This is a genomic window from Nocardia sp. NPDC005998 (genome assembly GCF_040614395.1).
Taxonomy (GTDB): domain Bacteria; phylum Actinomycetota; class Actinomycetes; order Mycobacteriales; family Mycobacteriaceae; genus Nocardia.
The window spans coordinates 1-12,753 of record NZ_JBEXUI010000064.1 but is presented as its reverse complement, the minus strand read 5'-3'; the positions used below and the strand labels follow the sequence as shown (position 1 = coordinate 12,753).

The 12,753-nt window shown below is 65.8% G+C and carries 10 protein-coding genes; 2 read left to right on the top strand and 8 right to left on the bottom strand.

The genetic code is table 11. The features are described from left to right. Nucleotides 1-45 precede the first annotated feature (45 nt). The 3 genes from ABZ293_RS40225 to ssd form a co-directional block, all read right to left on the bottom strand. Nucleotides 46-837, bottom strand: a complete 792-nt coding sequence (locus ABZ293_RS40225; protein WP_355189601.1) for a type II secretion system F family protein — start codon at nucleotides 835-837, stop codon at nucleotides 46-48. A 226-nt stretch (nucleotides 838-1,063) separates the two neighbouring features. Next, complete coding sequence (locus ABZ293_RS40220) at nucleotides 1,064-2,251, bottom strand: TadA family conjugal transfer-associated ATPase (RefSeq protein ID WP_355189600.1); 1,188 nt, start codon at nucleotides 2,249-2,251, stop codon at nucleotides 1,064-1,066. A 400-nt stretch (nucleotides 2,252-2,651) separates the two neighbouring features. Next, on the bottom strand, nucleotides 2,652-3,761 hold the full coding sequence (ssd, locus tag ABZ293_RS40215) for a septum site-determining protein Ssd (protein ID WP_355189599.1): 1,110 nt from the start codon (nucleotides 3,759-3,761) through the stop codon (nucleotides 2,652-2,654). Nucleotides 3,762-4,182: 421 nt separating this feature from the next. Between ssd and ABZ293_RS40210 the strand changes: the two genes are divergently transcribed. Beyond that, nucleotides 4,183-4,998, top strand: a complete 816-nt coding sequence (locus ABZ293_RS40210; protein ID WP_355189614.1) for an HAD-IB family hydrolase — start codon at nucleotides 4,183-4,185, stop codon at nucleotides 4,996-4,998. Between the two features lie 516 nt (nucleotides 4,999-5,514). Here the strand turns inward: ABZ293_RS40210 and ABZ293_RS40205 are convergent. From ABZ293_RS40205 to ABZ293_RS40185, 5 genes are all read right to left on the bottom strand, one after another. Then, nucleotides 5,515-6,261: an oxidoreductase gene (locus ABZ293_RS40205; protein WP_355189598.1), complete on the bottom strand. Its 747-nt coding sequence runs from the start codon at nucleotides 6,259-6,261 to the stop codon at nucleotides 5,515-5,517. A 327-nt stretch (nucleotides 6,262-6,588) separates the two neighbouring features. Then, nucleotides 6,589-8,280 carry an ABC transporter ATP-binding protein gene (locus tag ABZ293_RS40200; RefSeq protein ID WP_354958850.1) on the bottom strand — a complete coding sequence of 564 codons (1,692 nt, stop codon included), beginning with the start codon at nucleotides 8,278-8,280 and terminating at the stop codon, nucleotides 6,589-6,591. Nucleotides 8,281-8,288: 8 nt separating this feature from the next. Further along, nucleotides 8,289-9,242: an ABC transporter permease gene (locus ABZ293_RS40195; RefSeq protein WP_355189597.1), complete on the bottom strand. Its 954-nt coding sequence runs from the start codon at nucleotides 9,240-9,242 to the stop codon at nucleotides 8,289-8,291. Continuing rightward, nucleotides 9,235-10,161 carry an ABC transporter permease gene (locus ABZ293_RS40190; protein WP_355189596.1) on the bottom strand — a complete coding sequence of 309 codons (927 nt, stop codon included), beginning with the start codon at nucleotides 10,159-10,161 and terminating at the stop codon, nucleotides 9,235-9,237. Before ABZ293_RS40190 ends, ABZ293_RS40195 begins: the two co-directional genes overlap by 8 nt. A gap of 67 nt (nucleotides 10,162-10,228) precedes the next feature. Next, nucleotides 10,229-11,827, bottom strand: a complete 1,599-nt coding sequence (locus tag ABZ293_RS40185; protein WP_355189595.1) for an ABC transporter substrate-binding protein — start codon at nucleotides 11,825-11,827, stop codon at nucleotides 10,229-10,231. A gap of 417 nt (nucleotides 11,828-12,244) precedes the next feature. Here ABZ293_RS40185 and ABZ293_RS40180 point away from each other — a divergent pair. Beyond that, nucleotides 12,245-12,753 (top strand): acetyl-coenzyme A synthetase N-terminal domain-containing protein (locus ABZ293_RS40180; RefSeq protein ID WP_355189594.1); only part of this gene is annotated, 509 nt, incomplete at its 3' end.

Here is a 12,753-nt window from a genome sequence, read left to right as displayed (position 1 = left end):
CCCCCCTTCGAATGTGCACAACCGATATCGCCGACCAGATGCGTTTCATAGGAGGACCTTTCGCGTGATCGCGTCGGTCCAGAGCAAGCCGATGCATGCGAGTGCCGCACCCAGCGGCAGCAGTGCTGTTCCGGCGCCGGGGCTCAACAGCACGTGCAGTGGGGCGGCGCCCATCAGTTGGCCGAGGCCGATACCCAGCAGTGGCAGACCCGCCAGGACCGCGGCGGTGGCCCGAGCACCCGCCAGGGCGGCTGTGGTGCGCGCGCGAAACCGGATGCGGCCCGATACGTCCGTGCGCGCGGCGGAAAGTAGCTCTGCGAGGGCAAGGCCGTGGTTTTCGGCGACCTGCCATGCGTCGGCGATCCGCCCGAGTTCGGCGTCGACGATGGAATCGGTATGCCGCAGACCATCTGCGCCGGAGCCGCCTAGTCGGCTACGGGCCGCGCAGACCGCGAAGACACGTGCGGCCTCGCCACGCGACTCCTGTGCGGCAACCTCCGCCGCAGCACTCGGATGGGCACCGACCCGCAGTTCACCGATGACCGCCTCGAGCGCATCGAGCAGGCGGGCGCACTCCACACCGCGCCGCCGGTCCCGACTCCCCCGTCGAACCCGAATACCAACAGTTCCCCCAACCAACACCGCCGCCAGCAGCGGAGCGACGCCAATAGCAAGCGCGGCGACCATCCCGACCGCGAACGCTGCTCGAAACACACTGCCACGCTGCATCTTTCGATGCACCCCAGCTGCGACGAACATACCGGTGAACCGACGTCGCGACCTCGACACCGGCGCTATCAGCACCGCCACTGCCAGGCATACCAACGCCCCGATCATCGAACGAGCCGTTCGCCGAGCACACCTGGCCGCGTTGCTACCGAAGCCACGTATGCCGCGACGACCGGTGCCGCAATTGGACCGGGATCCAGCGCCGTCGGAACCGCGCCTGATGAGCGCACGACCGCTCCGGTCGCCGACCACCCCGGTCGCCGGCCCGGGGCTGGCGTCCTCTGCTCTGAAAGCGCCGAGCGCAGCGCCACTGCCAGACATATCAGCGCCCCGATCATCGGACGAGCCGTTCGTTGAGTAGGCGGGTCAGTTCAGGGGCGGCCGGGGTGGGGGCTTGGTCTGCGCGCCAAGCGGCGGTTATGCGGACGTGGCCTTGGGGGGTGCGGTCAACGATGCCGATTTCGCAGAGGCCACGGGATCCGTCGGCTCGACGGTGGACGTGCAGCACCACTTGGACGGCTGCGGCGAGTTGGCTGTGCAGGGCTTTTCGGTCCATACCACCCAGTGCCGCAAGGGCTTCCAGACGGGCAGGTACCTCGCGGGGCGAGTTCGCGTGCACGGTGCCCGCGCCGCCGTCGTGGCCGGTGTTCAGTGCGGTCAGTAGGTCGACCACCTCCGCGCCGCGGACTTCGCCGACGACGATTCGGTCGGGGCGCATTCGCAATGCCTGGCGGACCAGGTCGCGTACCGTCACCGCGCCGACACCCTCTACATTCGCGGTGCGCGCGACCAGGCGCACGACGTGAGGGTGAGGCGGTGCCAGTTCGGCCGCGTCCTCGACGCAGACGATGCGTTCGTCCGCGGCGACTTTGGCCAGCAGTCCGGATAGCAGCGTGGTCTTTCCCGCACCGGTCCCGCCCACCACCAGGAAGGCCAGTCTGGCCCGAATGATCCGCTCCAGCAAGAGTTTCGCGTCGGCGGATATCGCACCGGCTGCCGCCAGTGCGTCCAGCCCCTGCGTTGCCGGGCGCAGCACTCGCAGTGACAGGCAGGTGCCGCCGTGCGCTACCGGCGCCAATACCGCATGCAGCCGCACGCCGAACGAATCCCCCAGCGCCGCTTCCCTTCCCGACAATCTGCCATCCACCCATGGCTGCGCATCGTCGAGCCGCCGCCCGGCCGACAGCGCCAGCCGCTGCGCCAATCGGCGCACCGCCGCCTCATCCGGGAAAGCGACGGAAGTCCGCTCCAGCCCCCGACCGCGATCGATCCACACCGCATCCGGCGCAGTCACCAGCACATCGGTGACCCGCGGATCCTGCAGCAGCGGCTCCAAGAGCCCTGCCCCGGTCATCTCGGTCTGCAACAACCGCAACGCCCGCAGCAGATCCGTATCACCGAGCACACCACCGGCCTCGGCCCGAATGGCCGCCGCCACCTGCGCCGGATCCGGATCCCCCGAAGCCGCCGCCAGCCGCTCGCGCACCCGATCCAACAGCTCCGACGTCACCAACGCACTCATCCCCAACCCCTTCCCACCGAGGCACCAGCACCCGAATCGAGGGCCTGCCCGGCACTCCGACAGGTCGCGTGCGCCTTCAGCGCCGCAGATCGCTGCACCGGCCGGGCGCACACCGAATCCTGATGCGGTAGTTCGGACGCCACCAATGCACTCATCCCCTCCGAAGCGCCAGCACCCACATCAGGGACCGGCCCCGATGCCCGGAATCTCGCCCGCCCTTGCAGGGCCGCAGATCTCCTCGCGCCGAGCACCGACCGGGCAGCTCGCACCACATACCGATAACGCTGCGACAGTTGGTATTTCATTGACTCAATCGCCGTGTCATGGCACCCCGGGATCGCGAGCGCCGCCGCACCGGCAGTGCGGACTCGGGGCAGGGTCTCGGATTTCGCGAAGCCGCTCATCGCGATCCCTGTCCAGCTGGGGCGCTGAGGACGGTGAGGACGGCATCTGCGGCGTCGCGGAGGGGGCCGCGGCGGAGGGTTAGGCCGCCGCGTTCGAGGCGGGGAGCGAGGCCGGGTTGGGCTCGGACGGCGGCGAGTAGGGGAAGGTCGAGGACCTCGGCGACCTCGGTGCCACGAAGGCCGCCGGGGGCTGGACCACGAACGATCAAGCCCTGGTTCGGATTTCGTCGGTTGACATGGGCGGCGACCGACTCGGCGGCGGCCACGGCGCGCAGGCGGGCGGGCACGACCAACACCACCAGGTCGGCCGCGTCGAGTATCTGGTCGGCGTGTGGGCCGCGTTCGCCGGATATGTCGCATATCACCAAATCGCCTGCGGCACGGCCTGCTTCGATGACGGCGCGGATCGCGGCGGGGCCTATGTCGACGGGCAAGCGTCCGGCACCTGCTCGGCCGCAGGACAGTACCGCCAGTCCCGGCGCCGCCGCGGGCAGTGCGCTGTGCAGCGCCGCGGCGGAGACCCGACCGTCCTCGATCACCAGATCCGGCCAGCGCAGTCCGGCCTCTGTTTCGACGCCGAGCAGCAGGTCGAGGCCGCCGCCGAGGGGTGCGCCGTCGATCAGGACGGTGTCGCGGCGGAACCGCTCGGCGGCGGATCGCAGCCCGGTCGCAGCGGCCAATGTGGAGGCGCCCGCACCACCGCTCGCGCCCGCGATCGCGACCACCACACCGTCGCCCATGCGGTTTTCACCGTGCTCAGCAAACTTCTCGATAAGCCCGACCGCCGCACCCGGCAGCGCGATGACACGCTCGGCTCCGACCGCGGCGGCGGCCTGCCAATCGGTCAATCCCGGTTCCCCGTCGGTCACCAGGACGATGCCGATACGCCGGAGATATCCGGCCTCTGCGCAGCTCTGGGCTGCGTTTGTGTCGAGAATCACCAGCGGCGCGGCGACCCAGGCATGTCGGCCGACGGGCAGCCCGCGCTCATCGAGAGCACGCTCGGCGGCCGCCGCGACCCGGCGCACCTCGTCACGCAGCCGAATGTCCTGGATGAGCACGAGCGCTGGCGGCGGTGTGAGTGCCGGGGCGGCTTCGAGATTCATGCAGGTCAGCGTGCTCGATTACGAACCGCAGCAGAAGATCCAATATGCCGAATGTGGATAACTCGGGGGGTGTGGATAAATCCGGAACGCCGAAACCCGGGGAAACCTGGTCGGAAATAGAGGACGGCCCCAGCCGGGGGGGGAGGAGGCTGGGGCCGTCGGGTTCAGCCCCGGGGGGTCGGGCTGAACGCGCCTGGACTATGTCCAGGTGCCAGCAATACTACACCCAAGCACGGGCCACAACGCAAGTCTGTCGCCGGAGAACTTATGGCCGCCACCGGCCCGGCGTCTCCGGGGCAAACTCGCCCGACCAACTCCGCGCACGGTCCGGTCGGCACCGTCAGGGGCACATGCATATTCTGAACGGGTGACGGCCGATGGCGACCAGACAGAGCTCGCGGACCAGACGGCACGGGACGTGATGGCAACGACGCGACCCATGGCCGGGGGCCAGCGCGTCGCCGCCTTCTTCGATCTCGACAAGACGGTGATCGCGAAGTCGAGCACATATGTATTCAGTAAGCCCTTCTATGCACAGGGCCTGCTGAACCGGCGCGCAGTGCTGGAGAGCAGTTATGCGCACTTCCTGTTCATGCTGTCGGGCGCCGACCACGATCAAATGGAGCGGATGCGCGCCAACCTGACCAATATGGTCGCGGGCTGGGACGTCGAGCAGGTGAAATCCATTGTGGCCGAGACACTTCACGATCTCGTCGACCCGCTGATCTACGCCGAGGCAGCCGATCTCATTGCCGACCACAAGATCCGCGGCCATGATGTGGTGATCGTTTCGGCCTCGGGCGAGGAGATCGTAGCCCCGATCGCCGAGGCGCTCGGGGCCTCGCACACCGCCGCCACTCGGATGGTGGTCCAGGACGGTCGCTACACCGGCGAGGTCGAATTCTATTGCTACGGTGCGGGTAAGGTGACCGCGATCGAAAAGCTTGCCGCCAGTGAGGGTTACGACCTGACGCGGTGTTATGCGTACTCCGATTCGGTGACCGACGTGCCGATGCTGAGCGCGGTGGGGCATCCGACCGCAGTGAATCCGGATCGCAATCTGCGCCGCGAGGCGGTGGCCAAGGGATGGCCGATCCTCACCTTCTCCAACCCGGTATCGCTGTGGGCGCGTTTCCAGAGCCCTTCGTCGACCACCCTTGCCGCGACGGCGGCGGTCGGGTTGAGCGCGGCGCTCGCCGGGGCGATCAGTTACCGGCTGCTGCGCCGCCGCCGCTGAGCCATAGCTGCCCCGACGCGGTCCTGCGGAAGGGCTGTTCGGGGGCGAAGCGGATGGCTTGCGGAAGCGTTTGCCGGCATAACAAAGAGGGCGCTGCGACCAGGCATTTAACCACGAAACACCGGTAAACACGCCGATTATTGAATGTTTTCGCAGCCCTTGATGTGAAGGCTGTCACAGGTGTAGAAATGTAACTACGGAAGGACGGAAGGCCTGAGCGGAGCCAGAAGAGAAGGTTCAGCTTCCCAACCCACCCTTCCCAGCACGGGCACCAGGCACCCACGCGGAGCGCGCCGCGACAAGGGCAGAAGCGTTGTGGGCCTGCGAGATACGGATTATCGTCGGCGAGGGCCTCGCACAGGTTGCGGGGATGAACCGGCGGAGTACGGATTATCGCCGAGGCCGCAGAACACAACCCACCTAGCACGCTTGGTAACCCGGAGTCCGTGCTAGCGGGCGGTGAGGTCGTCAACGACAACGCCGCCCGCTTTGATGTGTACGGCCCCCTTATCGGTGCTAGCCCGACGCCGCTTCGGCGATCGACGCGGCCTCCCGCGCACCATCCTCGAAGGCACCGCAGCACAGGATCACCCAGCCGCCCACCGCGTCCGCGGCACCCGACCCGAATCCGGCCGCCGCATCCAGGTACTGCTGGCGCCGGCGCAACCAAAACACTTCCGGCACACCGAGGCTGTGCGGATCCAGCCCACTGGACGCCGCGACCAGTCGGGAGGCTGCCCGCGCGACGATGCCGTCGGCGGTACCGAACGGCCGCAATGCCAGCAGCTCCCCGTGCACGACCGCCGCGATGACCGGTGCAGGAGCCGTCGAGCCGAGAACTGTCTGGGCCAGCAGGTCGAGCCGTTCGGCCACGCCGTCGTCACCGCGCGGCCGCCCGAGCAGCGACTCGTCGGTCACCAGATCGGCCGCGGCCAGCAGGTGCAGCCGGGCCAGTGCCTGCAGCGGCGCGCGCTGCCAAATGCCGATCAGGTTGCGCAGCGCGTCACCGTCGAGGGCCTGCCCGACCCGCAGTGATCCGGCCAGAATCGGATCCTCGACCCGGCCGTCGGCGGGCAGTTCGGTGCTCGCGCCCTCGATCGCGGCCGATGACCTGGCCGCGCGCACCGCCGCCTCGGCCGCCGTGGTCGGCCAGCCCCGGCGGTTCGCCTTGTGCCGGTGCACGGCGGCGAGCGCGTCGCGCGCTTTATCAGCGGCTTCGCGCACACCGGGCAGATCGACAAGAGGCTGTAGCGGATCGGTCACCGTGTCATTTTGCAGCCGCTAGGACGCGACGTGTTCGCGGGCTCTGTTTTCGGCCGCGCGGGCGCGGTGACCTGGTGCCTCGCGGCTGCCCCTTTCAGCGATCTGCAAGCAGTCGCCGTCGAGACTCGCGACTGCGTCGCATGCGCTTGGACGACTCGGCTGAATCCAATACCCGCGCTTTCGCGCGGACGCGAGACGGGCCGCGAACTCCTCGCTCGTAAGACTCACTCCGAGATGACTGGGTAGCGCACGGAAACCGACGCCTCGCGTGCGCTCCAGACTCGCTCTGTGCGGCCAACCCAAGAGGTAAGCCGCACAGACTGCAGGTCAGCCCGCCAGCAGATCCCGTCCGGGGATCGCATCGAGCAAGCGACGGGTGTACTCCTCTCGCGGGTTGTCGAAAACCTCATTGGTAGTGGCCGCTTCGACGATCTTGCCGGATTGCATGACGAGGACATCGTCGGCGATCTGCCGGACGACGGCCAGGTCGTGGGTGATGAACAGGTAGGACAAACCCAATTCGGCCTGTAAATCGTTGAGCAGCTTGAGGATCTGGGCCTGGACGAGTACGTCGAGAGCGGAGACCGCCTCATCGCACACCACCACCTCCGGCGAGAGCGCGAGCGCACGGGCCACCGCGACGCGCTGGCGCTGGCCACCGGAGAGTTCATTGGGGTAGCGACGCATCACCGAGGACGGCAATGACACCTTGTCCAGCAGGTCGCGCACCGTTGCCTCGCGTTGTTTGGCGGTGCCGATCTTGTGCGTGCGCAGCGGCTCCTCGATGGTCCGGTAGATCGAGTACATCGGATCCAGCGAACCGTAGGGGTCCTGGAAGATCGGCTGCACCCGGCGGCGAAAAGCGAACGCACCCTTACGATCCAGCTTCGCCACTTCACGTCCGTCGAAGGTCACCGAACCCGACGTCGGTTCGAGCAGACCCAGCACCATCTGCGCCACCGTGGATTTGCCCGAACCGGACTCGCCGACAATGGCCGTGGTCGTGCCGCGCTTCAAGCGGAACGACACATCGTCGACCGCGATGAAATCGGTCGACTTCCACGGCGTACTGCCCCGAATCTTGAACGCCTTGGTCAGATTCTGCGCGATCACCACGTCATCGGAGACCACCGCGAGTTCGGTATCGGCCGCCGCGACCTCCTCGGCGACCTGGACGGCCTGTTTGCGCACCTCGATGCGCTCGCGCACCGAGGACAGCCGTTGCGAAGCCAGCGAGGGGGCCGAATTCACCAGCTTCTTGGTGTACAGATGCTGCGGTTCACGCAGAATCTGCAGTGCCGGACCGGATTCCACCACCTTGCCGCGATACATCACCACCAGATGTTCGGCGCGCTCGGCGGCCAGGCCGAGGTCGTGGGTGATGAGCAGTACGGCGGTGCCGAGTTCGCTGGTGAGTCCGTCGAGATGGTCGAGGATCTGCCGCTGCACCGTGACGTCGAGGGCCGAGGTCGGCTCGTCGGCGATCAGCAGTTTGGGACGGCAGGCGAGTCCGATGGCGATGAGTGCGCGCTGGCGCATACCGCCGGAGAATTCGTGCGGATACTGGTTGACCCGGCGCGCCGCATCCGACATACCGGCTTCCTCGAGCAGTTCGATGGCGCGCTGCTTGGCCGCCTTGCCCTTGGCAATGCCATTGGCCTCCAGGGTCTCGCGGATCTGGAACCCGATCTTCCACACCGGATTCAGATTCGACATCGGATCCTGCGGAACCAACCCGATACCGCTACCGCGGACCGCGACGACATCGCGCTTCGACGCCTTGGCCAGATCCTTGCCGTCGAACACGATGGATCCGGAAGTGACCTTCCCGGTGCCGGGCAACAGGTCGATGATGCTGTGCGCGGTGGTGGACTTCCCGGATCCGGATTCGCCGACGATCGCGACGGTCTGGCCGGGATACACCGACAGACTGACATCGCGCACCGCCGGAATCTTCTTGCCCTCGGAGGAGAAACAAACGTTGAGATCCTCGATCTCGAGCAATGGTCGCTCGGACATCGACGCGGTCACCTCTTCCTCGCCTTCGGATCGAGTGCGTCCCGCAGCGCGTCGCCGAGCAGAATGAAGCTCAGCACGGTGAGCGCCAAAGCCGTTGCGGGATAGAACAAAATCGGCGATCCGCCGCGCAGCTCGTGCTGGTTGGTATTGATATCGGAACCCCAGGACACGATCGTGCGCGGCAAACCGACGCCGAGATAGGACAGCGTCGCCTCGGTGACGATGAACGCGCCGAGCCAGATCGTGGTGACCACGATCAGTGGTCCGGCCGCATTCGGCAGCACATGGCGCAGCAGCGTCCGTATTCGGGAGACCCCCAATGCCTTTGCCGCCGTGACATATTCGCTGTTCTTGGCCTCGATCACCGCACTGCGCGCGATGCGCGCGGCCTGGGGCCAGGTGAAGGCCGCCAGAATCAGGATGACGGTCCAGATCGTGCGCGCGTCGAGCAGCTGCATGATGACGATCGCGGCCAGCATGAGCGGAATCGCGTAGAAGATCTCCGCGATGCGGGAGACCACCGAATCCAGCAACCCGCCATAGAAGCCCGCGAGCGCCCCGAGCGTGCCGCCGACGACCAGGAACACCGTCGTCGCGCCCAAACCCGCCATCACGGAAGCCCGTGCGCCGTAAACGGTTCGGGTGTAGACATCACAGCCCTGCTTATCGAATCCGAAGGGATGGCCGGGCCCGCGGGGATCCATGCTGAAATCGCCGTTGCAGTAGCGCGGATCCTGATCGGAGAACAGGCCGGGCCAGAGCACGACGACGGCGATGAAGACGATCAGCACCGCGGCGACGATGAAGATCGGATTGCGACGCAGCTGGCGCCACGCATCCTGCCAGATGCTGGTCGGTGACCCGGTATCGACGACCTGATCGGTGGCGAGCACCTCCACTTCGTCGGGCGGAGCCACGAAATGCGGTTGCCTGTCCGGAACCTTCTTATCGAGATCAGGCATATCGGATCCTCGGGTCGAGCGCGGCGTAGAGCAAATCGATGAGCAGATTCGAGATCAGGAAGATCACGATCAGCACGGTCACGAACGAGACCACGGTCGGCGGTTCACCGCGGGTGATCGCCTGGTACAGCGTTCCGCCGACACCCGGAATATTGAAGATGCCCTCGGTGACGACCGCACCGCCGATCAAAGCACCGAGATCGGCGCCGAGGAAGGTGATCACCGGGATCATCGAGTTGCGCAGAATGTGCACCGTGACCACCCGGGGCCGACTCAGCCCCTTCGCGGTCGCGGTGCGCACGTAGTCGGCGGACATGTTCTCCGCCACCGAGTTTCGGGTCAGACGCAGCACATAGGCGAACGACAGGGACCCGAGTACGAACGCGGGTACGAGCAGTTCGGAGAAGCTCGCCTTACCGGTGACGGTCACCGGTGCGATGCCCCATTTCACGCCGAGCACGAACTGGGCCAGAAAGCCGATTACGAAGATCGGCACCGCGATGATGATCAGGCTGACCACCAGCAGCGTCGAATCGAACAGTTTGCCCTTGCGCAGACCTGCGATCAGCCCGAAGATGACGCCGAAGACGCCCTCGATGAGCACCGCCATGAACGCCAGTTTGATGGTGATCGGAAACGCCCGCGCGAGCTCGTCGCGCACCGGACGGCCGGAGAAGGCGGTACCGAAATCGAGGGTGAAGATGCCCTTCAGATACAGCAGATACTGCACGAAGAACGGGCGATCCAGGTGATAGCGCGCGCGGAGCTGGGCTTCCACGGCGGGCGTCATCGGCTTGTCGCCAGCCAGCGCGTGGATCGGATCGCCCGGCACTAGGAAGACCAGTGCATAGATGAGCAGCGTCGCCCCGAGGAAGACGGGGATCATTTGGAGCAGACGCCGCAAGACATACCAGGCCATTTCGTCTCCTGGGTAAGCGGCGCCGACCGTGCCGTCGAGTCATGGCGGCACGGTCGGCGCCGAGCGGCTACTTCTCGATGTTCTCGAAGTCGAACAGACCGTTCCAGGCCAGATCGGCCTTCTTGACCTTGTCCGAACGTCCCGCTGCGGCGAGGTAGTCCAGCACCGGGATATCGGCCATATCCTTGATCAGCAACGCCTGCGCCTGCGCCACGATCTTGTACGACTCCGGCAGTGTCGGCGCGGCGAGCGCGGCATCGAGCAGGTGGTCGAATTCGGGGCTCTTGTAGTCGACGTTATTGGTCTCGGAGTAGCTGTAGTACTGCGAGGTGAGGAACTGCAGCATCGTCGGGTAGTCGCCCTGCCAGCCGTAGCGGAAGGACTTGCCGATCGTCTTCTGGTTCACCAGATCTCGGATGTTCTTGAAGGTCGGGTACGGCGTGGCGACGGCGTCGATACCGAGGGTGTTCTTGACGCTGTTGGCCACGGCCTCGACCCACCCCTGGTGGCCGCCGTCGGAGTTGTAGGCGATCTCGTAGCGCCCCGACCACGGCGAAATGGCATTGGCCTGTGCCCAGAGCTTCTTGGCCTCTTCGGGGTTGTACTTCAACATCTCCGAGCCGGGCAGGTTCCCGTCGAATCCGGGCAGCGGAGCCGAGGTGAAGTCACGGGCCGGGATCTTGGTGCCGTTGAAGATGGTGTCGCAGATCTGCTGCCGGTTGATCGCCATGGAGATGGCCCTGCGGCGAAGCAGACCCTCCTCACCACCGAAATGCGGAACATTGGCCTGGACGCCGATGTGCTGGTTCTGCGCGGTCGGCTCGAGGATCGCGCGATCGCCGAGGTCCTTCTTGAAGGAGGTCAGCGCGCTGTCCGGAATCGTGTCCAGGGTATCGAGATTGCCTGCCTGCAGATCCGAGTACGCGGTGTCGAACGACTGGTACATGACGAAGCGCAGGCCCTTGTTCTTGGGCGGGCGGCCGCCCTTGTAGTCCGGGTTGGGCACCAGCTCGATCTTGACGTTGTGTTCCCAGGTCTGGAACTTATAGGGGCCGTTGCCGATCGGGTTCTCACCGAAGGCCTTCATATCCTTGAACGCGGCCTCGGGCAGCGGATAGAACGGTGCGAAGCCGAGCTCGGTCTCGAAATCGATGGACGGCGTCTTCAGCTGGACGGTGAAGGTCCGGTCGTCGACCACCTTCAGCCCCGACATCGTCTGTGCCGTTGGCTTTTCCGCGGATACCTCGTCGAATCCGACGATCGGGCTGAACACGTAGCTCTGCAACTGGGCATTGGTGCCCAGGGCGCCGTAGTTCCAGGCGTCGACGAACGACTTCGCCGTCACCGTGCTGCCGTCGGTGAACTTCCAGTCCGGCTTGATGGTGATGGTGTAGGTCTTGCGGTCGGGAGACTTGATCGACTCGGCCATCTCGTCGTGCGCGACACCCTTGCCGTCGTAGTACTTCAGACCCGCGAACAGCCGGTCCACCACCCGGCCGCCCATATTCTCATTGGTATTGGTCGGCACCAATGGGTTCTGCGGCTCACCGGCGTTCGTCGTGACGATGTCGGCATCGGCACTATCGCTGGACGAGCATGCGGACAGTCCCAGGCTTGTGGCCAGCAGTACCGCCGCGGTCAACGCTGTAGCTCTGTTGAATCTCAACGCGTTCTCCCGATTTCGAGACAGGCAAAGGGGGATCCGCGACCACGCATGCGGGACTCGATCCGCCTTGGAATGCCTGGGACGTTAGCCATTCGAAGCAGACTTGTCACCGGATTGAGCAAGGTTCGTTCCACTTGTTACCAATCCGGCAACATCGGCGAAACACGCTAAAGATTCATGTGAGAACGGACATCCGCCGGAAGTATGCCTCCGTTGGGGCTTCCGGTGTCCGGAGCTGGTTGGTCTATGACGATAGCGACCGGGGGGGCGGTTTGTCAGCGGATCGCGCAGGATACCCGCTGTCGTGACGGGATGGAAACCCGTTGGACACACCGGACGCGGTGTGGGTCACAGTTGGTTACTGTCGAATTCGACCGCGACTGCCAGCACCACGGGCTACGTGAAGGAAGAGACAAGATGACCGATACCACCGCCGACTACCGGGAGTCGTACCCGCCGAGCGAGGAGTTCGCCGCAGCCGCGAACGCCGACGCGTCGATCTACGAGCGGGCCGCGGCGGATCGCGACGCGTTCTGGGCCGAACAGGCCGCGCGGTTGCACTGGGATCAGCCATGGACCCAGGTCCTGGATTGGAGTGACGCGCCCGTCGCGAAGTGGTTCGTCGACGGCAAACTCAATGTCGCCTACAACTGCGTGGACCGCCATGTACTCGACGGGCACGGCGACCAGGTCGCCATCCACTGGGAGGGCGAACCGGGCGATTCCCGCGATATCACCTACGCCGAACTGCTGGCCGAGGTGTCCCGGGCCGCCAACTACCTCACCGAACTCGGACTCGAGCCGGGCGACCGGGTCGCCATCTATATGCCGATGGTCCCCGAGGCGATCGTATCGATGCTGGCCTGTGCGCGACTGGGCCTCACCCATTCGGTGGTATTCGCCGGCTTCTCCCCCACCGCCCTGCG